Genomic DNA, 22,066 nt, shown 5'->3' on the forward strand with positions numbered 1-22,066 from the left:
ATCAGCTCCTAGTGTTCGGATTTCAAAGGTCGGGACAGCAGGCCGGAAATGGCCTGATCAATATCGGCCTCGCCGGCCAGTATGGCGGCGACGGCCTCGCAGATCGGGGTTTCCACCTTGAGCCTGCGGGCCAGTTGCCGCACGGCCGGGGCCGAGGCGACCCCCTCGGCCACTGACAGCTTGCCTGACAGGGCTTCCTGCAGGGACTGACCCTGCCCGAGGGCCAGGCCGACGCTCATATTCCGCGACTGGGGGCTGGAGCAGGTGAGGACCAGGTCCCCGAGTCCGCACAGGCCGGCGACGGTTTCAGCCCGGCCGCCGAGGGCCTCGGCCAGCCGGATCATTTCCGCAAAGCCCCGGGTGATCAGGGCGGCATGGGCGCTGCGGCCAAGGCCCCGGCCTTCGACAATCCCGCAGGCTATGGCCAGGACATTCTTCACCGAGCCGCCGATCTCGGCGCCGACCATGTCGCCGGCCACATAGGGCCGGAAGGTCGGGGTGGCGATGGCGGCGGCCAGCTGGCGGGCAAGGTCCTCATCGGCGCAGGCCAGGGTGACGGCGGTGGGCAGGCCCATAGCCACTTCCCGGGCGAAACTGGGTCCCGACAGGACGGCCGGTCGCGCGCCAGGCAGGGTCTCGGCCAGGACTTCCGTCATCAGTTTCAGGGACCCCTGCTCCACCCCCTTGGCGCAGAGAAGGACGGGGGTTCCCGCCCTCAGATGTGGAGCGAAGGCGGCGAGCCCCGAACGCAGATGCTGGGCCGGAACCACGCACAGGAGGATGTCGCTGGCGGCCAGATCGGCCATGTCGCCTGTGGCGACCACGCCCTCGCCAAGGTCGACGCCCGGCAGGAAGGGGGTGTTCTGGCCGGTCTGGGCGATAGCCTGGAGGGCGTCGGCCTCGCGGATCCAGAGATGGGTCCTCAGACCCGCCCGGGCGCAGACCAGGGCCAGGGCCGTGCCCCAGGCGCCGCCACCCAGGACCCCCGCTGAAGAAATACTCATGACTTGGCGCCCTTTCGGCCGGCGGGGTGACTGGGGCTGGCGGCGGCGGCGGCCATGTCGAGGGGCCACCGGGGACGTGCGGCGAAGCTCAAGGGGTCGGTGAGGCCCAGGGCCAGCCGCTCGGCGCCGGCCAGGGCGATCATGGCGGCGTTGTCCGTGCAATAGACCAGGGGCGGGGCGTCGAAGGAAAAGCCGTGATCCCGGGCCGTGCGGGTCAGGCGACTGCGGATGGCGCCATTGGCGGCGACCCCGCCCGCCACAACGAACCGCAGGGCCGCGCCCGGGTGGGCCAGTTTGTAGAGATCCATGGCCTGGGCGGTCCTGTCCGCCAGCTGCCAGGCGATGGCCTCCTGGGCGGCGGCGGCCAGATTGGCGGTCTGCCCTGCCGCGATTGCGGTTGCGGCATGGCGGGCTGCAGCGGTCTTGAGGCCTGAAAACGAGAAGTCCAGATTGCCCCGACCGAGCCTCACCCTTGGCAGGTCCCAGCCTTCGGGATTTCCATCCCGGGCGAGGGCTTCAAGGGCCGGGCCGCCGGGATAGGGCAGGCCCAGGCTTTTAGCGATCTTGTCAAAGGCCTCGCCGGCGGCGTCGTCCAGGGTGGCGCCCATGCGGCGGCACTGGCCGACGCCTTCCACCGACAGCAGCTGGCAATGGCCGCCGGACACCAGCAGCAGCAGGAAGGGATAGGGAATGTCGCTGGTCAGCCTGGCCGAGACCGCGTGACCCTCCAGGTGATTGACGGCGATCAGGGGCAGGTTCCGGGCCAGGGCCACCGCCTTGCCGAAAGCCAGGCCAACCATGACCCCGCCAATCAGGCCTGGTCCCGCCGTGGCGGCGACGCCCGAAAGATCCTCATAGCCAAGACCGGCGGCCTCCAGGGCCTGGGCGACAATCCCGTCAATGCTCTCCACATGGGCCCGGGCGGCGATTTCCGGCACCACCCCGCCAAAGGGGGCGTGCTCGGCGATCTGCGAGGCGATGATCGAGGACAGGATCTCCACCCGGCCGTCGGCATGGCGCCGCACCACGGCGGCGGCCGTTTCATCACAGCTGGTTTCAATCCCGAGCAGGGTCAAGGCGGTCATCAGGTTGCGACTTCGGGTCCGGTCCTGTAGCAGGCGAGGGCTTCAACTGATCGAGGTAGCTTTCCAGCCGTGCCCACGCAACCGCAAGTCCGGATCGGGGCCCGAGGCTCCAAACTTTCCCTGGCCCAGGCCGGGCACATGCAGAGGGCCATCGCCGCCGCCCTGGGCGCCGGTCCCGAGGATGTAGAGCGCGTCGCGCCCCTGATCGTCATCACCACCACGGGCGACCGCGTCCAGGATCGTCGCCTGCTGGAAATCGGCGGCAAGGGCCTGTTCACCAAGGAAATCGAAGAGGCCCTGCTGTCGGGCGAGATCGACTGCGCCATCCATTCCCTGAAGGACATGCCGGCCGAGTGCCCGCCGGGTCTGGTCATTGCCGCCATTCCCGAGCGGGAAGATCCCCGGGACGCCTTCCTGAGCCATATCGCTGACCGTCTGGAAGACCTGCCCGAGGGCGCCCGTCTGGGGACGGCCTCCCTGCGCAGGCAGGCCCAGAGCCTATATCGCCGCCCGGACCTGGACGTGCAGATGCTGCGGGGCAATGTGGACACCCGGCTGGCCAAGCTGGCGGCCGGTGATGCTGACGGCATCCTCCTGGCCCTTTCAGGCCTCAAGCGCCTGGGTCTTGGCCACCTGCCCAAAAGCCTGATCGACCCTGTAGAGGTTCCCCCGGCGCCGGGTCAGGGCGCCCTGGCCATCCAGACCCGGGTAGAGGATCAGGACGCCGACTGGGTCCTGGCCCTGCGCCATGAACCGACCGTGGTCGCCATTGCGGCGGAAAGGGGCGCGCTGAGCGCCCTGGAAGGGTCCTGCAAGACCCCCATCGGCGCCCACGCCCGGATCATGGGCGCAAGGATAGACCTGATCGTCGAGGCCCTGTCCCCAGACGGGAAGCACCGCTTCCGTCGCCAGGGCGAGGCAACGCTTGGGGCAGACCCGGAATCAGCCGCCCGGGCCCTGGGCCTCGAGCTTGGCGCGGCGCTGCTGGCGGACGGCGGGGACCTGATCGTCCTGCCGGACTGACCCCTGCCGCGTCACCGGCCTATGATTCCGGGCCAAAACCGTCCAAGGACACACCGCTGACGGATTTGGCGCAGACAGGTCTGTCGCCAGACTAAGATCAGCGTGGCGAACGAACAGAGCGGGCCGGCTTTCGGCTCCATTTCCTTGGGATCTCAGATGGCCGACCGGCGCAAGCGGATCTGGATCACGCGGACTCAGCCCGCCGCGGCGGGCACGGCCGTCCAGGTCCGGGAGCGGGGCCATGATCCCTGGGTCACGCCCCTCCTGGAGGTCCGCCCCCTGGTTGCGGAACCCCTCGACCTGACCGGGGTCGGCGCCCTGGCCTTTACAAGCAATAACGGGGTGCGGGCCTTCTGCGCCCTCAGCGCCGAGCGGCAGATCCGGGTCTTCGCCGTGGGCGCCGCCACGGCCAAGGCCGCGTGGGCGGCGGGCTTTCGTCGGGTCCTGTCTTCGGATCGGGATGTCTCGGTCCTGGCCCAGGGCATAATGGACCGCAGCCGGGAAATCACCGGTACAGTCCTGCATCCCGGCGCCCTGGAGCCCGCGGGGGATCTTGTGGCGGCCCTGGAATCCCACGGTATCGCCGCCCGGGGCGTGGCGGTCTACGACACCTGCCCCACAGAGATTTCGGAGGACCAGCTCGCCGAGATGGCGGAAATGGACGTCGCCCTGATCCACTCGGCCAAGGCCGCCCAGGTGCTGGCCGACCTGCTGCGCCAGCATGCCTTACCGGGGCTCGCCGTGGCGGGACTTTCAAGAGCCGCCATAAAGCCTCTGGCGCGGAGCGCTCTGGGCTGGAAAGCTGCGGCGACAAAGCCTCTCGAATCGGCCCTTCTGGATTTGATAGACCAAGCTCCATGAGTTCCACGCAAGATCCGATGGACCCGCCAAACCTCCCCCGCCGCCGCGCTGGCCCGGGTTTATGGAGTCTGGCCGCCTTCGGCGTCATCTGCGTTATGGCCGGGTTCGGTGTAGCAGAATTTGCACCCCGACTGGCGGTCGCGCCCTTCGGCCTCGGCGCCATCGCCCCCCCGAAAGCTGGTCCGGTTTCCAGCTCCCCGGGCATCGTCTCGCCTCCTGGCGATTCGCAGGTCTTCCGGGTTCAGCCCGGCAGTGTCGCCGGGCTCAGCGCCCGGCTGGAGTCCCTCGAGGCCCAGCAATCAGCCGCCCGACAGACGGCGGCGGCGGCCGTAGCCGCGGCGACCCTGCTGGACGCCGCCCAGTCGTCAAGGCCCTTCGTAGGGGAACTGGCCGCCCTCAGGGCTGTGGCCCCGCCGAGTGCGGACCTGGCGGCCCTCGAGAAACTGGCTGAGACAGGGGCTCCAAGCCGCGCGACCCTGGCGGTGGAGTTTCCGGCCTATGCCGCCAAGGCGGTTTCAGCCTCCCCGAAAACCGGGTCCAGGTTCTGGACGGCGGTCAACGCCATAGCCTCGCGATTCATCACCCTGCGACACCTTGAGGCGACAGGATCCGGGGTCGACGCCATTCTGGCCCGCGCCGAGCAGCAGATTAACAATGGCGAGGTCGACCAGGCCCTTCGTCTGGTGGACAGCCTGCCGCCGGCCTCCCGCGCCGCCATGGATCCCTGGCGCGCCCTGGCCCTGGACCGGGCCGAACTGGACAGGCGGGTCTCGGCCGTCCGGCTGGAAGCTGTTGAAAGCCTGGCCCGGCTTTCGGAGGGCGGAGCATGATCCGCGCTGTTCTGGTTTTTCTGGGGGTTACGGCCCTGGTGGTCGCCGTGCTGGCTTCGGCGGGCGAGGCGGGGCAGGCCTCTGTCGTCTGGCTCGGCTGGAGGGCTGACCTCAGCGCCAGCAGCCTGATCCTTATCCTGCTTTTCATCGCCCTGATCGCCATGCTGGTCTGGCGTCTGCTCCTCTGGGTGATCGAGGCGCCCGCCCGCGCCGCCCGCCGCCGACAGGAGACCCGACGCAAGCAGGCGATCGAGGTCCTGACCCGCGGCTTCCTGGCCACAGCGGCCGGAGATGGACCCGAGGCCCGCAGGCTGGCGGCCAAGGCGGCGGAACTGGCCAGCGACACCCCGGGTCTGGTCAGGGTTCTGGCCGCCCAGGCCGCAGAGGTCTCCGGCGACATCAACGCCGCCCACAGCGCCTATGGGGCCATGCTGGGCTTTCCGGAAATGCGGCTGGCGGGTCACAGGGGCCTGATGAATCTGGCCCTGGCCCGTGGCGATCGGGCCGAAGCGGTCCGTAACGCCGAGCAGGCCTACGCCCTGGGACGCACGTCCATGTGGGCCTGGCGCGCCCTGCTGGAAGCGCGGCTGGAGGAGGGAAACTGGCAGGCCGGTCGGGATCTGGTGAAGGGCGCCCTGGATCGCAAGCTGATCTCGCCCCTGGTGGCCGAGCGGGGCCGCGCCGCCCTGCTGGCGGCCTCAGCGGCCCAGATGGAAGCCTCTTCCGACAGCAAGGTCCGGGCCCAGGCGACGGACTTCGCCATGGAATCGGCCAAGCTTCAGCCAGGCTTCGCCCCGGGGGTCGTCATGGCCGCCCGGCTGCTGGCGGCGGGCGGCAAAGGCCCCCGCGCCGCACAGATGATCGAAGCGGCCTGGAAGTCGGCGCCCCATCCGGCCCTCTGGCTGGCCTTCCGCGACCTGCAGACCAGTGAGACCCCCAAGGCCCGCGCGGCGCGGCTGACGGCCCTGGCCGCCCTGAACGCCAGCGCCCGGGAAAGCCGGATCCTGTCCGTCGAGGCGTCCCTGATCGGCGGAGACGTCGCCGCCGCCCGCTCTGCCGCCAAGGCCCTGGAGGCTGAGTCCCTGACCGCGCGCCTGGCCGGCCTGTTCGCCCGCGCCGCCTTTGCCGCCGGCGCCCCGGATGAAGCGCGGATGTGGCTGGCCCGGGGGGCGGGCGCCCCCAGCGAATCAGACTGGGCCGATCTTGACCCCGAGGGCCGCGCCTTCGCCTATCTGCCGTCGGACTGGGCCCGGCTGGTGGTCAGCTTCGCCGAGACCGGCCAGCTGGTCCATCCCCGTCACGAGCGCCGCGAGCGGGGCATGTCAGAGCTTCCGGACCTGCCGATTTCCTATGCTGACCCGGCGGCCATAGAGGCCCAGGCCCATGACCCGTCGCCCTATCTGGTGGGCGAAGGTCTCTATGAAGACACTGATCCCGAGCCTCCGCCGCCGAGGGGTCCGCAAAATCCTGGAGGCCTTCCTGCGCGACGCCGCTTGGCGAGCGGGCGAAGAGAGTCTAAATAGCCCGCTCCGGGGGGCCAGAGCCCCTGCCCGAAGGGCCGCCTTAGCTCAGCCGGTAGAGCATCGCATTCGTAATGCGGGGGTCAGGTGTTCGAGTCACCTAGGCGGCACCATTCTTCCCAGATCTGAAAAGACAGACCGGGCTACGCCGTGGCGTGGCTCTCGGGCCTATTTCCGGCGCTGCTTGCGGGCGGCGTAGCGGGCGTCGCGGGCGGCCTTCTGGGCGGCGCGAAGGGCAAGCTCCCGGGCTTCGGCGTCGATGAGTTCTTCCTCATGACGGATGGCGGCGGCCTTCTCGTTCTCGATGCGGCGGACTTCGCGCTCCTTGCGGCGCTCTTCCCGCAGGATTTCCAGCTCGAGCTCACGCTCGGCCTTCCGCTGCTCGATATTGGGGTCGGTAACGGCGGGTTTCGGCTTGAGCTTCGCCAGAAGGGCTTTCTTGGCGGCGGCGGATGCGGCCTGACGGTCGCTGAAGGTCAAGTTCTTCGGATGGATCATGGCGCGGTCGTCTAATGGTTTTGCGCGAGATTGCGAAGCCCCCCAAAGGGTAAAAATCGCCCTTCAGAGGACAATTTCACGCAGGCAGGGGCCGATTTCATCGTTCAGGACCAGGTCTGCAGTGTGATCCAGGTCCGTAGGCTCGCGGTTGAGAATGACCAGCCGGGCCCCGTGACGTCTGGCCAGCAGGGGAATGGTTGCCGCCGGATAGACCACCAGGGAGGATCCCAGCACCAGGAAGAGGTCGCAATCCCTGGCGGCGGCTTCGGCCCGTCGCATGGGCTCGGCCGGCATGGACTGGCCAAAGGAGATGGTCGCGACCTTCACCACGCCGCCACAGGCCCGGCAGGAGGGCGGCGTCTCCGTGGCTTCAAAACCCGGTCTCAGGTCCTCGATCTCATGGCGGAGGCCACAGGACAGGCATGTGGCGTATCCGGCATTGCCGTGCAGTTCGATCACCGCTTCATCGGGCAGGCCCGAAGCCTGGTGCAGATTGTCGACATTCTGGGTGATGACACAGGTCAGCTTGCCCTGGTCCCAGAGGGTCCTGACGGCGCGATGTCCGTCATTGGGCGCCCGGCCGACCCAGCCGGCCCGGCCGGAAAATGTGCGGCGCCAGGCCTCAACCCGGCGCTCCGGATCGGTGACAAAGTCCTGGAAGGGGATGGGCTTGATCTGGCTCCAGACTCCGCCGGGAGACCGGAAATCAGGTATGCCCGACTCCGTCGAGATCCCGGCTCCCGTAAAGACCACCATGCGCCGGGCGGCGGCGATGAGTCGGGCTAGGTCCTGTCGCGTGGTCATGGGGGGATTTTGCCCGGCGCCCCATGATGGCGCCAGTGGGCGCGTCGCCGAAAAATTCCTGAAAACCGGCATTCCGGCGGCGGGCGTTAAGAAATTGGAGGGTGTTGCGGGGGTTAAGTAGTCGCAATTCTCACTCTTGAGGCGCTTCCCCATGGATATGTCACGGATTCCCCCGGCCGGCGCAGAGATGATCTCGGTCAGGATCGGCGATCAGTCCTATGCCATCGACATCATGGCGGTGCGGGAAATCCGGGGCTGGACGGCCTCTACGCCCCTGGTTCACGCTCCACCCCATGTGCTGGGCATGATGAACCTCCGCGGCGCGATCCTGCCGGTGATCGACCTCGGCGCCCGCCTTGGCCTGGGTCTGGCGACGCCCGGCCCTTCGTCCGTTGTGGTGGTGGCCCAGGTCGGCGATGTCCAGATGGGTCTGGTGGTCGACGCCGTGTCCGATATCCTGACCGTCACTGAAGGCCTGATCCAGGCGCCGCCGGATGTGGGCTCGGAGCAGTCCAACGCCTTTGTGGCCGGGGTCATGACCACCGAAGCCGGTATTGTCAGCCTGCTGTGCCTCGACCAGGTGCACACAACCGACATTCCCCTGGCCGCCTGACGAGCCAGGAAGATCTGGCCCCTGGCCGCCCAGGGGCCGAAACCGGTCAGGCTGATGAAAAATCAATCTGACCAAAGTAAATTTCGCCTACCAAATCAGCAAATCTGCTTGTAGCCATGCCGTGACACCCGGATCGGGGCAGGGAGGGCGTTTGGCATGACGGCGGGATCTTGGCGCTTGGCGACGGCTGCAGCCGTCATTTCGGCAATGGCGGGGCCCGCGGCGGCGCAGACGGTCGCTGTCAATTCCGGCGACACGGCCTGGCTCCTCAGCGCCACCGCCCTTGTCCTGTTCATGACCCTGCCTGGCCTCGCCCTCTTCTATGCGGGCCTGGTCCGCTCCAAGAACGTCCTGTCTGTGATGATGCACTGCGTGGCCATTGCCTGCCTGGCCTCGGTGCTCTGGCTGCTGGCCGGATACAGTCTGGCCTTTTCGGGAACCGGACCGGTGGTCGGCGACCTGATGAAGGCCGGCCTTGCGAACATGCCCCGGGGCGCCGTCACCGGGTCCGTGCCCGAAAGCGTCTTCTTCGCCTTCCAGATGGCCTTCGCCATCATCACCCCGGCCCTGATTGTCGGGGCCTTTGTCGAGCGCATCCGGTTTTCATCGGTCATGCTGTTCTCCGGTCTCTGGCTGCTGATCGTCTATGCGCCGGTCTGCCACTGGGTCTGGGGCGGCGGCTGGCTGCAGGCCATGCATGTCATGGACTATGCCGGCGGGCTGGTGGTGCATGCGACGGCGGGGGTCTCGGCCCTGCTGCTGGCCTGGCGGCTTGGCCCGCGCAACGGCTATCCCCGCGACCTGTCCCCGCCGCACAATCCCGGCATGACCATGATGGGCGCGGGCATGCTGTGGGTGGGCTGGTACGGTTTCAACGCCGGCAGCGCCCTGGCCGCCAATGCCGACGCCGGGGCAGCCCTGGTGGCCACCCACATGTCGGCCGCCGCGGCCGGACTGGTCTGGGCCCTGATCGAATGGCGCCGGTTCGGCCGGGCCAGCATGGTGGGCATGGTCACCGGCGTGGTCGCCGGTCTGGCCACCGTCACGCCGGCCTCCGGCTTTGTCAGTCCCCTGGGAGGCGTCGCCCTGGGGGTCGCCGGCAGTCTGGTCTGCTATCAGGCCGTCGAATTCGTCAAACAGACCCTGAAGATCGATGACAGTCTCGACGTCTTCGCCGTGCACGGCGTGGGCGGCATTCTCGGAACCCTGGTGGTCGCCATCCTGGCCAGCCCGCAGTTTGGCGGTGTCGGCTATGCGTCGGGGGTCACCATGGGCGGTCAGGCCCTGACCCAGGTCATCGGCGTAGGGGCGGTGTGCGCCTGGTCGGCTGTGGCGACCCTGATCCTGGTTCCGGTGGTGCGTCGTCTGACCGGTCTGCGCGCCTCGGACGAGATGATCGATGACGGCCTTGACCTCTCCTCCCACGGAGAGCGGGCCTATAATCCCTAGGCTGTCGGGGCGGGACCGAAGGCCGATGTCAGGTCGGCGGTCCCGAGCCCGGCTATCTCCAGGGTCTTTACCCGGGCGGTTTCGCCGGAGACGATGCGCACACTGGATCTGGGACGGCCCAGGACCTTGGCGATCAGGGCGATCAGAGCCGTATTGGCCTGCCCATCGGTGGGGGCGGAGGTAACCCGGGCCTTCAGATAGATCCGGCCTGCGGCGTCGCGATCCCAACCGTCAATGGCGTCGCGGCCGCCCCGGGGGGTCAGGCGTACGACCAGCCTCTGGCCTGTACTCAGAGCAGGGGCCGGAAGATCAGGGGCAGCAGGCTGTGCTGGGCCGCCTGGATCACCAGAAGGGCGATGACCGGGGTGATGTCCACGCCGCCGAGGGGCGGGATGAAGCGCCGGAAGGGCGCCAGGACCGGCCGGCTGACGGCGCTGAGCGCATGCGCAATGCTCGCCACAGCCCGGTTCCGCAGATTGACCACGTCAAATGCCACCAGCCAGGACAGGATGGCGTCAGCAATGATGACCCAGACAATCAGGCTCAGCAGGCCGTTGCAGATTTCGTACAGAAAGCTTCCCATGGGTTCCGTTTAGCTGGCCTTGCCGTCCTGTGGCAAGGGATGGCGAAAATCCGGGCCTTGACAGGTGCGGGCTGAAACCGCTTATTCCGCGCCTTCCTGGGGCCGTAGCTCAGTTGGTAGAGCGTCTCGTTCGCAATGAGAAGGTCAGCGGTTCGATTCCGCTCGGCTCCACCAGGAAGCTAATAAGATCAACATCTTAGACATATACTAGCCAGCACACTCTAGGGCTGAATTGGCTTGGTGTATCACTGGGGTATCAGCGGCCCAAAATTGAAGCCGCCTTGTCACTCATTGCCTCTGGCCTCGCGTCCGCCCCGGTGGGGGGTTCGGGAGGCCACACTTGCGCGTCATATTTGAAGAGCCGGGAGGCCGGTCTAGATCCTCTAGTGTACCGGTGGTCTGTGAACTGGGTCCTCCCCCGGCCCGGTGGCCTTATACGGTGGGGCTAGGCGCGACCCTGTGTTCATTGGAAGTTCACCGCCATTCTGAACCGTGAACTATCGAGCTGCACTGCACCTTGAGAGGGTGGGGCCGCAAACTTTGGAGCGCCTGGAGCTGGGACCGGCGTCCATCATCCGGAAATTCAGCGCAGGTTTCCGGAGCCAGATTGATTTTTAGGGAGCGCCCAGGGGGGGGTGTGAAAAGTCTGCGGACCTTTACGGCGGGACCGGCATCCCCGTTTCGCAAATGTTTTCAAGAGTTTCCGGAGATATTTTTTTGCCGGGTCGGTCTGGGGGCGGCGACGTGCAATGCGGAGGCGGGAAAACAGACTGGGAACTGTGGGAACTCTGGGAACCTGCCTACTAAGTCTTTGAAGTTAGAGAGGTTGGAGGGCCGATGGCGGTTCCCAGTCTCTAACTATTGACTGGGAACTACTGGGAACCGCTCCCCCGCCTCACCACCGCCGTCCGGCGCCCAGATCGGGCCTGGCTAAAGGGTGAAGTCGGAAGCGAGGGTATGCATGGCGAACCCGGTTCGTATGCCCGACCGCGCGCGAGTGTGGCCCCCTCCCCACTGAATGGCGGCGGGCGGTGGTTTCTGGCGGCTCTGGGGGTTCGGGCTAGTTGGTCGACGGGCTGCCACGGGAATGGGGGCGCTGGCCAGCTCCAAGGCTGGGCGGCGGTAGTGACCATTGTCACCACCGCCTACCCCTATTTGCGCCTAGGCGTTCACGGTTGCCAAGGCGGCGGAGTGCTGGGCCTTCAAGTCGTCTATATCGGCAATAACTGAGGCCACATCGGCGAGCGCCTGGTACTTGTCCAAGACGGGCTGCATCTCATTGAGGAAAGAATAGAACGGCTCGCCGTTGTCGATCTTGCCTTCACCGTCCCCTAGCATGGTCAGCATGACCCGGTACTTGATTGCGACCTCCTGGGGGGTCTGGGCGGTCATGGCGAGGATCTGCTTGGAAAGGTCGTCTGCAGTTTTCGAGGTCCGGTTCGCGGCTTCCTCCAGGCCTGGAATCCCGAAGGAAGAGGCAATAGCCCCCGTTTGCTTGTCCCAAAGGTAGAAGGCCCCCTTGTCCTGAATGGGGGGCTGCGGCGGATAGAGCTCCATTGCCGCACGTTCTGCCGTGCCGAGCCGCGCAAACTCCTGCCGAGCCTGGTCATAGGCGGCTGACCACCGGGCGGCGAGGTCCGCCATCGAGGGCGCGGGATCGGCCTCAATCTGCAAGGTCTGTAACTGGGATTTCATTTGGGGATCTCCTTCTGGTTTGAGTTGGCGAACGGCGTTCGCCGGGGGGAAATTCGATGCCGAGTCCCGGGCCGCCATGGCGTCCGGGCGGCGGAGGTCAGGCCCCTATGCGGCTTGTGGCGTAACCGGCGGCGGCGGCGTTGGTCCTGGCGTAGGGGCTGGAGCCCAGGGCGCGGCGAATAGGGCTTGCGATCATGGAGCGGAGCTGAATGGTCCGCGTCACCACCACCGGTGCGGCTTGGCGAGCAACCCAACCCTTGATGAAGGTCCAAGCGGCGCGGAGCTGGTCGGCGAAGGTGGAAGCCTCACCATTGCGGATTGCGCCGCGGTGGTAGTTCCAGGCCCGCTTCATGATGGTGCGGAGGTTTTCGCGAGTGATGGTGGTCATGTGCCCAGCTCCTGCAATGAATACACTTGTATCCAAAATGGAGGGCTTGTCAACCATATAGATACGCTTGTATCCTCTTTCCCAGAATTAGAAGCGAGGTATCTAAATGCGGGTCACTCCCGAAGCCTGCCGAGCGGGTCGGGCTATCCTGAAATGGTCAATGCGTGACTTAGCCGAACATAGCGGCGTGGCCTGGACCACGATCAATCGGCTTGAAGCTGGGACCGAAGCCAGGGCGACCACCGCCGAAAAGATCGTGGCTGCCTTTGAATCGCACGGGGTCGAGGTCAGCACGGATGCCGACAAGACAGGCGCGGTACTGGTCTACGCTAAGCGGGTGGCCTGAATTATGGTTCTGCCCCGGTTCCTAGGCGCTGACGGTGTAACTCATGAGCTTTCGTGGACCCGGCTCAAGAGAGTTGCAGAGGTTAGCGTTACCGTGCCCCGGCTCCCTGAGCCAGCTTGGCGAGAGGATTTGAGCCTTGACCCACCGGTGGTCAAAGAGGCCGGAACTGCGTTTGACCGGCGTGTGTGGCAGGAAAGAACCGTAAAGGACCTAACCACCGGTCTCCGAACACGCGACGGGAGACCGATTGGTGGTCGCCTAAAGATTGGCGATAAAGTTTCATTCGAGCCAGATCGCCGACTAGCGGCAAGTGACCTTGAATGGGCATTGATAGAGGCGGAGAAAATCTTGGCGGCCCATGACTTCCCAGTGGGGCGACCATGGCCAGCTCCAGCCGCTTGGGCCTGGGATGGTGATGAGCTTTGGTGGGCGGATACACCCTGCGAGGGTCGCCTGGATATCGAGAGGCCAGGGCCAGATCAGGGAATGTCCGGCATTGATAGAGGCGGCTTACGATCAGTCCAAGGGATGGTCAGAACTGAGGATGAGCGTCGGCCCGCTGCCAATGGCTGGCCAAAGTTCTCGCCCTTTGATTGGGCTCTGACGATTTACGACGCGCTCGACCACACTAGAACCCTGCGAGCAGCCCTCAATGAGGGCCTAAAGGCTGCCTTCCAGGGATTCCCGGTAGGAGCAGGCCTGGCAGTCCCTTCCGATAACAAAGTAGATCCTGAAGAAGTAGGAGGGGGCCGCTTTGCGCGGGACCTGGAAATTGATTTGTTGTGGCTTCGACATCAGTCGTTTGAGCTGGGCGCGTACCTAGCTGAGTTTCAAATTCGGTCGGCCTTTGAGCCGTTGGTGAGGCGGGGCGAAGCGAACAAAGCCCAAACGAGTGACGGTGGATTCGCTGCCAAGAAGGCTAAAGCCGAAAAGCAAAAGAGCCGCCGAGATGAAGTTATGGCTTTGGCGCTCGGAAAGCTAAGTGGTTCAAGTGCCTGTCCCAGGGGTAAGCGCTGGAACGCGACTTCGCTAGGGACCCAAGTATGGGACGCCATGGACGTGAATTCTCGACCACCGGTTTCCACGATCATCAGCGATGTGGCCGCATTTAACTTGGAGTTTCCTCCGCTGCCTAGCAAACGGTAGACACGCGCTAGCGCGTGTCAGGCAAATACTAGCGTAACTAAGAGCGACGCTAGTGACGCATCTCTCAAATCGTCTTGTCCCTTCAAGCGGCCCCCACACATGCCCGGGGCGGCATCTTGAAAGGCTAGACCACTATGGATTTCCCCAAGTATCTTAACGTGAATGAGGCTGCCGACCGCCTTGGCGTGTCTGTCAGTTACCTCAATAAGCTGCGCCTCACTGAGGGTGACGGCCCCCCCTTCGTAAAGATGGGCGCTCGCGTCGTTTATGACCCTGCGGACCTGGCCGCCTGGGCAGAGTCGCAAAAGCAACGCTCCACTCGCTCACCCACCGCAACTTTCCCAGATCATGAGCTGCGGGCCGCGATCATCGACCAGTGCGGCGAGGCGTTTGCGGCGTCCTATCTGGACCCCTGCGCCTGGAACCCTAGGGCGCGCACTCTTACCCCTAAGACGGAAGTTGCCCGCCGCAAGCTGAGCGACCCGCTCGTTGTCCACATCATCGTTTCTCATGCCGTCACTATCGCCCATTCGCCTGGTGACGAGGCTCCCCAGACAGAAGGGGTTGCGGCATGACCGAGGCAAGCGAACGGCGTTCGCGCCGGGTCGATTTCGCCCGCATTAATGAGGCCGCGCTACGCAATTGTGAGGCGGTGGTGAGCGGGCTTCTACCGGATGGGCGCCGCTCCGGGCATGAATGGCTAGCCCGGAATCCGGCCCGGGCTGATCGCCGCCTGGGGTCCTTCAAGGTCAATCTGACCACCGGAAAGTGGGGTGACTTCTCATCTGGGGACCGAGGTGGCGATCTAACGTCGCTCGCGGCTTTGGTGGCTGGGCTTTCCCAGCGCGATGCCGCTATCAGGCTGGCTGAAAGCCTGGGCGTCGATCCCTTTGAGGGCGGGTGGTAACGGCATGAAGCGATATCAGCTCACGCCCGGACCGGTCCCGGAGCCCCATTGTCCTGCAATCATCTTCACCACCGGCGAAGAATTCTTCGTGACGCCGGGTCGCTGTCGCCTCGCCCGGTCTGCCCTGGGCTGGTCGCGCCAAAGGCTCTCCACTGAATGCAAGGCCACCGCCGACCATTGGCGACGCGGCGGGGTGTCGCCCTGGGTGATAAAGCTTTTCGAGGAAACCGGCGAGCTCGCTGGGCATGACCGCCCAGTCTTGGAAGAGACCCTCGCCAAATATGTCCGCTTCCCGGTGGTGCCTCATGAGTTGGGCGTGATCCTGCGGGGGGACGAATTGGACCTCATCACCGGCTCTCCAATTGAGTATTCCCGCCAATGACCACCGATAATGATAGCCCCAAGGGCGACCCCTTTGCGCGTGTGGCCAAGGCTGCGGCGGGGCAATCCCCCGTCGCCGCCAAGGCGAAGGACCGTGACAAGGGCGACCACCTGGCGCCCGCTCCCGACGACGCGCCAGAGCTGCCGGCGCAATGGAAGGGCTTAGGCGCTCATGCGAAGGCCTGGTGCTATAGGGATTCGGCGGGCCGGGTCCTGCGGTGGGTTCTCCGCTTTGAAAAGACCACCGGCGGCGAGGTCGAGAAGGACATAAGGCCGGCGACCCTATGGCGCGATGCGGCCGGAAAATTGGCCTGGCGCTTGGCAAGCGAACCCGGTTCGCTTCGGCCCCTGTACGGCCTGGACAAGCTGGCCTCCCGCATAGGCGCGCCGGTGCTCTTGGTTGAGGGTGAAAAGGCCGCTGACGCTGCGGGCGAGCGCTTCCCTGAATTCTTAGCCATGACGTGGCCCGGTGGGTCCAATGCGGTCGGCAAGGCCGATTTCGGCCCGCTGACCGGGCGGCACGTCTTGGTGTGGCCAGACGCGGACGAACCGGGCCGCAAGGCCGCCCAGGCGGCGGCGCGGGCCGCCCTGTCCGCTGGGGCATTGTCGGCGGCGGTGGTCGAGCTTCCCGGCTACTTGCCCAAGGGTTGGGATCTCGCCGACGAATGGCTATCCGCCTTCACCCATGCCGACGCTGCGGCCCTCATTTCGGAAACCCGCGAAGCCGCCCAGCCTGGCGGCGTCGTCTGGCCTTGGGCCTTCCGAATGGATGGCGGCGGCCTATGGTTTGACGCTCCCGCCCAGGGCGGCGGCAAGCCCGTTCCTTCCAAGATCGCGGGGCCTTTTGAGGTTGTCGGCGAGGCCCGCGACCCGGAAGGCGATGGCTGGGCAATCGTGATCAAGTTTCGGGACCGCGACGGGCGGGAGAAGATGCTGCCTATCGCCAAGAGCCGCCTCGCCTCCGGTGGTGCTGATGTGCGGGCGGAGTTGGCAGGGGCAGGTCTCATGGTCTCACCGGCGCGGGGCAAGTCGGACAAGTTCTGTATTGCCCTAATGGAGGTCGAAGCCTCTTGCCGCCTGGTCCTCGTATCGGCGACGGGCTGGACCACCGGGGAGCGGTTCGTTCTGCCCTCGCAAACAATCGGCCTAGGTCGCGGTGAAGACGTGATTTTCACCGGCGAAGCGGGCGCGCTGCATTATCGGCGGTCGGGGTCCCTGGACGGCTGGCGGAGCGCTGTGGCGGCCTTCGCCCCTGGAAACGACCTTCTAACCGTCGCGACCTCTCTGGCCTTCCTGGGGCCATTGCTGCGGCCTTTGGGTCTAGATGGCGGCGGGCTGCACATAAATGGAGGGTCGAGCAGTGGGAAAACGACTCTCATCCTGGCCGCTGGGTCCGTGTGGGGCGGGGGCGGCGAGGTGGGCTTCGGGGCCACATGGCGTCAAACAAGCAATGCTGCCGAAATGGTCGCATTCGGACACAATGACGGACTCCTAATTCTGGATGAATTGCAACTCTTGACGCCAGACGAGGCAGGGCCGGCGGCCTATTCCCTAGCTTCAGGACAATCAAAAGCTCGATCGAAGGCCGATGGAAGTCTTAGGCGCCGAGCGGAGTGGCGGGTTGCTATTCTCTCAACTGGCGAGGTGAGCCTATCAACGCACATTAGGTCGGGAAGCCGAAATTCTAAGCCAATGGCTGGCCAAGAGTTGCGGCTCTTGGATATCGCTGCGGATGCGGGCCAGAAAATGGGCATTTGGGAAGACCTGCATGGCCTGGCGGGACCTGCAGCCTTGTCAGACGCCATAAAGGCCGCATCCGGCAAACATTACGGCCATGCGGGTCCTGCTTTTGTGGAAGCCTTCATCGCCAAGCGGGAGGACTCCCTAAGAGCCGCTAAGGCCTTCATAGACGAATTTGAGCGCACGGTTAGGAGGGATGGGGATACTGGCCAAGTTCAGAGGGCTGCGAAGCGCTTTGCGGCTATCGCTGCGGCGGGCGAGCTGGCCACAAGTTTTGGTCTAACCGGCTGGCCAAAATCACAGGCCTTTGAGGCCAGCGCTCGGCTTTACCACCGATGGGCGGCGGCCTTCGGTCGCGATCAATCGTATGAGGTCCGCGCCGTCCTGCGGAAGGTCAAGGCGGTGATCGAAAGCGAAGGCGCAAGCTTTGCCCCTTGGGATGATTTTGAGGCCGAAGCGTCCATAGAGCCTTCCCGGGCTGGCCGGGATGAACAAGCGCGGGGTCTCAAGTCCTGGGGTTATCGCGTCAAGGTCGCCGGTGTTCTCGAGTTTCGGTTCAATGACGCCGGATTCGAGTATGCGACCCAAGGATTCGGCCAGAAGGCGGCGGCGGCGGCTTTACACGAGGCCGGACATTTTGAGCGGGGCGATGGGGACCACTGGAAGAAAAAGCACAAGCGCAAGGGCGTGAGTAGTCGCTATTGGACCGTCAAGGGCTCGATCCTAGAGGCCGATCTTGGCGATTGATGAGGCGGCCCGCGCCGCTGTCCTGGCTGTTCATGCCATGCTGTCCGGGCAGCCCCAGGCGGCGACGGAGGGTCGGCGGGAGCCGGAACCGCTAAGCCCAGGCCATGACGCCCCCTCACAAGCTGCTGTGGCCCTAGATCCTGAGGCCTTGGCGGAGTGGGAGGAGCGGGCCGCGATCTTGGAATTCGAAGGGGGCTTCAGCCGGGTGGATGCGGAGCGTCGGGCGTCGTCTGAATTGCAGGTCAGTCAAGTCGCTTTGGATAAAATCCTCGCCATACCCAAATTGCCAAAGCAATAAGACCGCCAACTATGACAGGAACGGCGATACCAATTTTAATAAGTACAGCTATTGATGCCTTGGCGGATTCCATTCGTTCGTAATATGTATTTGCCATATCTACGATCGACAGGTCGATCTCATCGAGTGGGCGACTTAAACCCTCTGCTGATATTTTCAGGGAGGTGTTGTACTGTCCGAGTGCATTTTTCCATTCAAGGGAAAATTTGACAATCAGGGTTGATATCGTCAGAGCCCAAATGCCGCTAGCTGCAATAATAGCCCTAAGCGCTCCTTGGCGGAGCGGAACCGTCGCGGGCATATTCATGTAACGCCACTTTCCATTCTTGGACCTTTACTTGATGGCTTACCTTCCTCGCCGCGGAGCGCATGATGTACATAACCGTCACTATTTTCCACGACGCGGCTGAGAGTTCGGAAGACGCATGGACCTTGGCAATATTAAAGGATCTGCCGATACGCGAAGAGCCCACGCAGACCTCTGGCAGTCGGTGGTTCTACTTGACCGGCAATGTCGAAGCCAAGGGCCTTCTAGATGTCATCGGGAAGATTTCAAAATGATCCAGCACATGGGAGAGGCGTCTTGGCAATTTGATGCCTTTCGCGGTTCCCAGTGATTTCCGACTGGGAACCGCATTTCCAAAAAGTGGGAACCATTTTAGCTGAATTAAATCATACGATTACGGGGTCCGGTTCCCGGGTTCCCAGGGTTCCCAGCAAAAAACAATAGGTATGGCCACGCACGGCCCGAAGGGGCCAGCTAGGCCCGGAGCTGAACCACGTTCTGCGGTGGTGTGATCGTCTTAACCACCGCGTTCACGTGAAGGCCCCAAGCAGTGAGAGCAGCCTTCCTCTCTGGCCTGTACTCGTGGCGCTGGTAGACTCCGACAAGCCCGCTTTGAGTGCCTGAGATGTGGTTTAGAACGCGCTCGACCACGTGGGGCGGAAACGACATAGCAGCCATGCCGGTGGCGGCGCTCCGGCGTAGATCGTGAAGCCGCCAAGCCCGGAGGGTGACAACTTGGCCCTTGGCCTCTTTGTCGGCGATCTCCTGCATAAGCTTATCTAGGCGGCGCTTGGTCGCTGAGAAACCGCGTACCGGGCCTTCATTGCGGGCCGGGAAGACAAGGCCCTTGGACTTGGGGATTTCCTTGAGCAGCTCCAGCGCCTGGGCGCTTAGGTCGACCTCGTGAGCCTTTCCATTCTTTGAGCGTTCAGCCGGTATGCGCCAAATGCCCTCCTTTAGGTCCAGCTCGCTCCAGGCCATGCCCGCGACTTCGGCTCGCCGCTGCCCTGTCAACATTAGGAGCTTCACCACCGGGCCGAAGGGATAGCCCAGGCTGTCGCTCGCAAGCCAGATCAGGCGCAACTCGTCGTCGCCTAGAACCCGGTCGCGCGCTGTCGGTCGCGGTGGTGCGGTCAGGCCATAGCAAGGTGAGGTCGCGATAAGGTCCCGCTCCAGACACCACGCAAAGAGGCCGCGCAAAGCTGCATAGGTGGCGCGGGCAACGGCTGGCGAGCGCTTCTTGATCGCGTCCATTAGGTCGGCCACATCGGAGCGCCTGATCTCGGCTATGTGTCGCTCGCCCCAGGCCGTCATGGGGCCGACGCCCTTAGCGGGCATTGTGCTGTGACCGCTCCGGCGCTTGGCCGGCTTGCTGACCACTTCGCCGAACTGCAATAGGCGCTCGGTTTCTGCCCAGGTGCGGTTAGACTTGGCGGCGGCGTCGATATAGCGGGCGGTGACGGCCCGGAAGTTTTCATTCTGCCTGATCTCGGCTTCACGCTTCGCCCTGGCCTCCTCCTCCGCTTCGGCGCGCCGCTTGGCCACTGCATCGGCGAATGGATCCTGGCCTATGTCCACCGGCGCTAGGAGCTTGCGGGCGGCGGCGCGGGCCTTGGTGGCGTTCCAAAGTTCGCCGTCATGTTTGCCTATCGAGATTTTGCGGATCTTCGAGGGTTCACCTGGTGCGGCCTTTGCTCGGTATTGGACCATGTAGATCTTGGATCCCGCCGGGGTGATGCGAAGGCCAAACCGGGGAAGCTCTGAGTCCCAGATATAGGCGTCCTTAGAACCCGGTTCGGCCCGCTCTACAGCGCCGTCTGTCAACTTGATTGCAGGCATTGCCGGAGGCCTCCGCTAGCATGATCCTTCCCCCCTCCGAAAATCTCTGGGGGATCGCTGGGGTATCCTCTTTTCAACCTTTCCGACAATGTCAGGCCGATTGATTGAGGGGCATAGGTATTCCCAATTCTTGAAACTCGCAATAGGCCAGAAGTTCCTAACGAATTCATTTCACGTAGGATATTGCCCACGAGGTCGAAGCCTTGGCCTTCACAAGACAGTACAGAACAAGGCGGCAAACACTGCCTTAAGGTGGTATAGCTTCTGTGAGAAGGTCAGCGGTTCGATTCCGCTCGGCTCCACCAGGAACTCCCGAAAACATTAAGCCGTCCCACCTGTGATCAGGTCAGGCAGGTTTTCCGCCAGGTCCCGAAAGCTGACCTGAGGGACCTAGCAGGTCTTGTGGGCGCCGTTGCCCGGGCGGGCCGGAAGGGCGTGGATATAGGCGCCGATGGCGGCCAGGTCAGCGTCGCTGAGATTGGATGTCGAGGCGACCACGTCCCGCATGCCGGTGGGCTCGTTGAAGCACTTGTCCGTGCCGGATTTGAGGAAGTCGGCAATGTCCTGGGCGGTCCAGTCCTCCAGACCATCCTTGTGCGGGGTGATATTGGAGGCAAACCGGCCGCCGGCTTCAAGGTGTGGGGCTCCGGCGTAGAGACGGCTCATCACCATCCCCCCAAGGGCCCCGCGGGGGGTATGGCACTCGGCGCAATGGGCGGGACCTTCGGCCAGATAGGCGCCGCGATTCCATTCCGCCGTCCGGTTCGGGTCGGCCTTGAACTCTGTCGGCCTGAAATAGAGCGCCTTCCAGAAGCCGACCGCCGGCCGCAGGTTGAACGGGAAGTTCAGCTCATGGGCCGCGGTTGCGCCACTCACGGCGGGCAGGGTCTTCATGAAGGCGAACAGGTCCCGGACATCGGACGTGGTCATCAGGCTGTAGGCCCCATAGGGGAAGGACGGATAGAGGTGCTCCCCCCGTCGGCCGACGCCCCGCTTCATGGCGTTGGCGAACTGGAGCTCGGTCCAGCCGCCAATGCCGTGTGTCCTGTCAGACGAGATATTCGGGGTGACGAAGGTTCCGAAGGGCGACTTCAGCTTCACGCCCCCGGCCAGCTTCCTGCGGTCGGATTCGCCGGGCGCCGTATGACAGGCCGAGCAATTGCCCGCGATGAACAGGGTCTCGCCGTTCGCCAGGTCAGGCTTGTATCCGGCCGCAAGGCTTTGCGCCGGCAGGCTGTGCGGCGCGACCATGAACCAGACGCCAATGGTCAGCACCAGCAGGACGGACGCCAGGGTCGCCAGGATTGGACGGGACATGCTCAGCCTGCCTTATGCTGCCGGCCGCAATCAGGCGGGCTTTTTCATGCGATAGATGTCGTGGCAGGACTTGCAGCTGGCGCCCAGGGCGCCGAGGGCCGGCTTCAGGGTCTCTGGCGAGGTCGCCTTGCCTGCCGTGGCGGCGAGGCTTCCCATGTCCGTCAGGCGCTTGTCGAAATCCGCCTTGCTGGCCCAGACCTTCGGGTCGGAGGCCGACTTGGGGTCAGCCGCGCTGGTGGCCGGAAACAGCTTGTGCAGTTTCACCGTCGCGGCGCTCACCTGACCAAGGGTGGACTTCACCACGGCGGCGTCAAAGGGCTTCTGACCGGAGGCGAAGCCCGAAACCTCCTTCATCGACTGGGCGATCAGTTTCATGGCGGCCTGCCGGTCAGCCACGGGATTGCCGGCTGCAGACGCGACTGAGGCAATGGTCAGGGAGAGGGTGACGCCAGCCGCCAGCCAGGCCGCCTTGCGGGTCGATTTCATTTGGAACTCCAGCTTGCATCCCACCCGGGGGATATTGTGTCCTCACGGCCGTTGAATTACCGCGTGTCTCACTCATAAGCCATGATCTGATACGCCCAGATTTCAACATTGGAATTTTGTCCCTCTCAACGGCTGAGAGGGAGGCGCCATCATCAGCGGGAAAAGGCTGCGTCAAACTTCCCCAGGGGCAATTTGAAATTCTCTCCTGGCGCCCCGCAGG

At 64.5% G+C, this 22,066-nt stretch carries 25 protein-coding genes and 2 tRNA genes; 16 read left to right on the forward strand and 11 right to left on the reverse strand.

The window, feature by feature from the left end; translation table 11 throughout:
- Positions 1-8: 8 nt before the first annotated feature.
- Positions 9-1,004: a glycerol-3-phosphate dehydrogenase gene (locus CFE28_01325; protein ID OYU68755.1), complete on the reverse strand. Its 996-nt coding sequence runs from the start codon at positions 1,002-1,004 to the stop codon at positions 9-11.
- Complete coding sequence (gene tsaD, locus CFE28_01330) at positions 1,001-2,089, reverse strand: tRNA (adenosine(37)-N6)-threonylcarbamoyltransferase complex transferase subunit TsaD (protein ID OYU68756.1); 1,089 nt, start codon at positions 2,087-2,089, stop codon at positions 1,001-1,003. The genes CFE28_01325 and tsaD overlap by 4 nt, the downstream gene beginning before the upstream one ends.
- A gap of 69 nt (positions 2,090-2,158) precedes the next feature.
- On the opposite strand from tsaD, the gene CFE28_01335 reads away from it, so the two are divergent.
- The 5 genes from CFE28_01335 (at position 2,159) to CFE28_01355 (ending at position 6,436) form a co-directional block, all read left to right on the forward strand.
- Positions 2,159-3,112: a hydroxymethylbilane synthase gene (locus CFE28_01335; GenBank protein OYU68757.1), complete on the forward strand. Its 954-nt coding sequence runs from the start codon at positions 2,159-2,161 to the stop codon at positions 3,110-3,112.
- A 156-nt stretch (positions 3,113-3,268) separates the two neighbouring features.
- Positions 3,269-3,973, forward strand: coding sequence for a uroporphyrinogen III synthase (locus CFE28_01340; GenBank protein ID OYU68758.1), 705 nt, complete (start codon positions 3,269-3,271; stop codon positions 3,971-3,973).
- A gap of 95 nt (positions 3,974-4,068) precedes the next feature.
- A complete protein-coding gene (locus CFE28_01345; GenBank protein ID OYU68759.1) occupies positions 4,069-4,803 on the forward strand; it encodes a hypothetical protein in 735 nt (244 codons plus the stop codon).
- Positions 4,800-6,326: a heme biosynthesis protein HemY gene (locus CFE28_01350; protein ID OYU68760.1), complete on the forward strand. Its 1,527-nt coding sequence runs from the start codon at positions 4,800-4,802 to the stop codon at positions 6,324-6,326. Before CFE28_01345 ends, CFE28_01350 begins: the two co-directional genes overlap by 4 nt.
- A gap of 34 nt (positions 6,327-6,360) precedes the next feature.
- Positions 6,361-6,436, forward strand: a tRNA-Thr gene (locus CFE28_01355).
- Positions 6,437-6,491: 55 nt separating this feature from the next.
- Here the strand turns inward: CFE28_01355 and CFE28_01360 are convergent.
- Together CFE28_01360 and CFE28_01365 are read right to left on the reverse strand one after the other, a co-directional pair.
- The gene (locus CFE28_01360) at positions 6,492-6,821 is read right to left on the reverse strand and encodes a hypothetical protein (protein OYU68761.1); all 330 of its coding nucleotides are present in this window, start codon (positions 6,819-6,821) and stop codon (positions 6,492-6,494) included.
- Between the two features lie 63 nt (positions 6,822-6,884).
- Positions 6,885-7,625, reverse strand: a complete 741-nt coding sequence (locus CFE28_01365) for an NAD-dependent deacetylase (protein ID OYU68762.1) — start codon at positions 7,623-7,625, stop codon at positions 6,885-6,887.
- Between the two features lie 157 nt (positions 7,626-7,782).
- On the opposite strand from CFE28_01365, the gene CFE28_01370 reads away from it, so the two are divergent.
- On the forward strand, positions 7,783-8,238 hold the full coding sequence (locus CFE28_01370; protein ID OYU71496.1) for a chemotaxis protein CheW: 456 nt from the start codon (positions 7,783-7,785) through the stop codon (positions 8,236-8,238).
- Positions 8,239-8,394: 156 nt separating this feature from the next.
- Positions 8,395-9,687, forward strand: coding sequence for an ammonia channel protein (locus CFE28_01375; GenBank protein OYU68763.1), 1,293 nt, complete (start codon positions 8,395-8,397; stop codon positions 9,685-9,687).
- Here CFE28_01375 and CFE28_01380 read toward each other — a convergent pair.
- Entirely contained in the window at positions 9,684-9,950 is a 267-nt protein-coding gene (locus CFE28_01380) for a hypothetical protein (GenBank protein OYU68764.1), read from the reverse strand. The two genes, CFE28_01375 and CFE28_01380, sit on opposite strands and share 4 nt — an antisense overlap.
- A 26-nt stretch (positions 9,951-9,976) precedes the next feature.
- Complete coding sequence (locus tag CFE28_01385; GenBank protein OYU68765.1) at positions 9,977-10,270, reverse strand: hypothetical protein; 294 nt, start codon at positions 10,268-10,270, stop codon at positions 9,977-9,979.
- Positions 10,271-10,368: 98 nt separating this feature from the next.
- On the opposite strand from CFE28_01385, the gene CFE28_01390 reads away from it, so the two are divergent.
- Positions 10,369-10,444 (forward strand) — tRNA-Ala (locus CFE28_01390).
- 987 nt (positions 10,445-11,431) lie between these two features.
- Here the strand turns inward: CFE28_01390 and CFE28_01395 are convergent.
- Both CFE28_01395 and CFE28_01400 read right to left on the reverse strand, forming a co-directional pair.
- Positions 11,432-11,965, reverse strand: a complete 534-nt coding sequence (locus tag CFE28_01395; protein ID OYU68766.1) for a hypothetical protein — start codon at positions 11,963-11,965, stop codon at positions 11,432-11,434.
- A gap of 97 nt (positions 11,966-12,062) precedes the next feature.
- Positions 12,063-12,353 (reverse strand): hypothetical protein, encoded by a 291-nt coding sequence (locus tag CFE28_01400; GenBank protein OYU68767.1) that lies wholly within the window; start codon positions 12,351-12,353, stop codon positions 12,063-12,065.
- Between the two features lie 106 nt (positions 12,354-12,459).
- Here CFE28_01400 and CFE28_01405 point away from each other — a divergent pair, with 106 nt between their 5' ends.
- The 8 genes from CFE28_01405 (at position 12,460) to CFE28_01440 (ending at position 18,479) form a co-directional block, all read left to right on the forward strand.
- Positions 12,460-12,699: a hypothetical protein gene (locus CFE28_01405; GenBank protein ID OYU68768.1), complete on the forward strand. Its 240-nt coding sequence runs from the start codon at positions 12,460-12,462 to the stop codon at positions 12,697-12,699.
- Between the two features lie 358 nt (positions 12,700-13,057).
- Positions 13,058-13,303, forward strand: coding sequence for a hypothetical protein (locus CFE28_01410; GenBank protein ID OYU68769.1), 246 nt, complete (start codon positions 13,058-13,060; stop codon positions 13,301-13,303).
- Positions 13,304-13,979: 676 nt separating this feature from the next.
- On the forward strand, positions 13,980-14,420 hold the full coding sequence (locus tag CFE28_01415; GenBank protein ID OYU68770.1) for a hypothetical protein: 441 nt from the start codon (positions 13,980-13,982) through the stop codon (positions 14,418-14,420).
- A complete protein-coding gene (locus tag CFE28_01420) occupies positions 14,417-14,752 on the forward strand; it encodes a hypothetical protein (GenBank protein OYU68771.1) in 336 nt (111 codons plus the stop codon). The genes CFE28_01415 and CFE28_01420 overlap by 4 nt, the downstream gene beginning before the upstream one ends.
- A gap of 4 nt (positions 14,753-14,756) precedes the next feature.
- Positions 14,757-15,134: a hypothetical protein gene (locus CFE28_01425; protein OYU68772.1), complete on the forward strand. Its 378-nt coding sequence runs from the start codon at positions 14,757-14,759 to the stop codon at positions 15,132-15,134.
- The gene (locus tag CFE28_01430) at positions 15,131-17,620 is read left to right on the forward strand and encodes a hypothetical protein (protein OYU68773.1); all 2,490 of its coding nucleotides are present in this window, start codon (positions 15,131-15,133) and stop codon (positions 17,618-17,620) included. Before CFE28_01425 ends, CFE28_01430 begins: the two co-directional genes overlap by 4 nt.
- Positions 17,610-17,918 carry a hypothetical protein gene (locus CFE28_01435; protein ID OYU68774.1) on the forward strand — a complete coding sequence of 103 codons (309 nt, stop codon included), beginning with the start codon at positions 17,610-17,612 and terminating at the stop codon, positions 17,916-17,918. The genes CFE28_01430 and CFE28_01435 overlap by 11 nt, the downstream gene beginning before the upstream one ends.
- A 369-nt stretch (positions 17,919-18,287) precedes the next feature.
- A complete protein-coding gene (locus CFE28_01440) occupies positions 18,288-18,479 on the forward strand; it encodes a hypothetical protein (GenBank protein OYU68775.1) in 192 nt (63 codons plus the stop codon).
- A gap of 199 nt (positions 18,480-18,678) precedes the next feature.
- Here the strand turns inward: CFE28_01440 and CFE28_01445 are convergent, their stop codons facing one another.
- The 3 genes from CFE28_01445 to CFE28_01455 form a co-directional block, all read right to left on the reverse strand.
- Positions 18,679-20,043: an integrase gene (locus CFE28_01445; protein OYU68776.1), complete on the reverse strand. Its 1,365-nt coding sequence runs from the start codon at positions 20,041-20,043 to the stop codon at positions 18,679-18,681.
- Positions 20,044-20,433: 390 nt separating this feature from the next.
- A complete protein-coding gene (locus CFE28_01450) occupies positions 20,434-21,360 on the reverse strand; it encodes a hypothetical protein (GenBank protein OYU68777.1) in 927 nt (308 codons plus the stop codon).
- 30 nt (positions 21,361-21,390) lie between these two features.
- Positions 21,391-21,846, reverse strand: coding sequence for a hypothetical protein (locus tag CFE28_01455; GenBank protein OYU68778.1), 456 nt, complete (start codon positions 21,844-21,846; stop codon positions 21,391-21,393).
- Positions 21,847-22,066 lie beyond the last annotated feature (220 nt).

Source organism: Alphaproteobacteria bacterium PA2 (assembly GCA_002256425.1).
Lineage (GTDB): Bacteria > Pseudomonadota > Alphaproteobacteria > Caulobacterales > Caulobacteraceae > Phenylobacterium.

Bases quoted from the DNA above. Each gene is read 5' to 3' on its own strand.
- CFE28_01325 (OYU68755.1), bottom strand. From the start codon at position 1,004: ATGAGTATTTCTTCAGCGGGGGTCCTGGGTGGCGGCGCCTGGGGCACG.
- tsaD (OYU68756.1), bottom strand. From the start codon at position 2,089: ATGACCGCCTTGACCCTGCTCGGGATTGAAACCAGCTGTGATGAAACG.
- CFE28_01340 (OYU68758.1), top strand. From the start codon at position 3,269: ATGGCCGACCGGCGCAAGCGGATCTGGATCACGCGGACTCAGCCCGCC.
- CFE28_01345 (OYU68759.1), top strand. From the start codon at position 4,069: ATGGCCGGGTTCGGTGTAGCAGAATTTGCACCCCGACTGGCGGTCGCG.
- CFE28_01350 (OYU68760.1), top strand. From the start codon at position 4,800: ATGATCCGCGCTGTTCTGGTTTTTCTGGGGGTTACGGCCCTGGTGGTC.
- CFE28_01360 (OYU68761.1), bottom strand. From the start codon at position 6,821: ATGATCCATCCGAAGAACTTGACCTTCAGCGACCGTCAGGCCGCATCC.
- CFE28_01365 (OYU68762.1), bottom strand. From the start codon at position 7,625: ATGACCACGCGACAGGACCTAGCCCGACTCATCGCCGCCGCCCGGCGC.
- CFE28_01370 (OYU71496.1), top strand. From the start codon at position 7,783: ATGTCACGGATTCCCCCGGCCGGCGCAGAGATGATCTCGGTCAGGATC.
- CFE28_01375 (OYU68763.1), top strand. From the start codon at position 8,395: ATGACGGCGGGATCTTGGCGCTTGGCGACGGCTGCAGCCGTCATTTCG.
- CFE28_01385 (OYU68765.1), bottom strand. From the start codon at position 10,270: ATGGGAAGCTTTCTGTACGAAATCTGCAACGGCCTGCTGAGCCTGATT.
- CFE28_01395 (OYU68766.1), bottom strand. From the start codon at position 11,965: ATGAAATCCCAGTTACAGACCTTGCAGATTGAGGCCGATCCCGCGCCC.
- CFE28_01400 (OYU68767.1), bottom strand. From the start codon at position 12,353: ATGACCACCATCACTCGCGAAAACCTCCGCACCATCATGAAGCGGGCC.
- CFE28_01405 (OYU68768.1), top strand. From the start codon at position 12,460: ATGCGGGTCACTCCCGAAGCCTGCCGAGCGGGTCGGGCTATCCTGAAA.
- CFE28_01410 (OYU68769.1), top strand. From the start codon at position 13,058: ATGACTTCCCAGTGGGGCGACCATGGCCAGCTCCAGCCGCTTGGGCCT.
- CFE28_01415 (OYU68770.1), top strand. From the start codon at position 13,980: ATGGATTTCCCCAAGTATCTTAACGTGAATGAGGCTGCCGACCGCCTT.
- CFE28_01420 (OYU68771.1), top strand. From the start codon at position 14,417: ATGACCGAGGCAAGCGAACGGCGTTCGCGCCGGGTCGATTTCGCCCGC.
- CFE28_01425 (OYU68772.1), top strand. From the start codon at position 14,757: ATGAAGCGATATCAGCTCACGCCCGGACCGGTCCCGGAGCCCCATTGT.
- CFE28_01430 (OYU68773.1), top strand. From the start codon at position 15,131: ATGACCACCGATAATGATAGCCCCAAGGGCGACCCCTTTGCGCGTGTG.
- CFE28_01440 (OYU68775.1), top strand. From the start codon at position 18,288: ATGATGTACATAACCGTCACTATTTTCCACGACGCGGCTGAGAGTTCG.
- CFE28_01445 (OYU68776.1), bottom strand. From the start codon at position 20,043: ATGCCTGCAATCAAGTTGACAGACGGCGCTGTAGAGCGGGCCGAACCG.
- CFE28_01450 (OYU68777.1), bottom strand. From the start codon at position 21,360: ATGTCCCGTCCAATCCTGGCGACCCTGGCGTCCGTCCTGCTGGTGCTG.
- CFE28_01455 (OYU68778.1), bottom strand. From the start codon at position 21,846: ATGAAATCGACCCGCAAGGCGGCCTGGCTGGCGGCTGGCGTCACCCTC.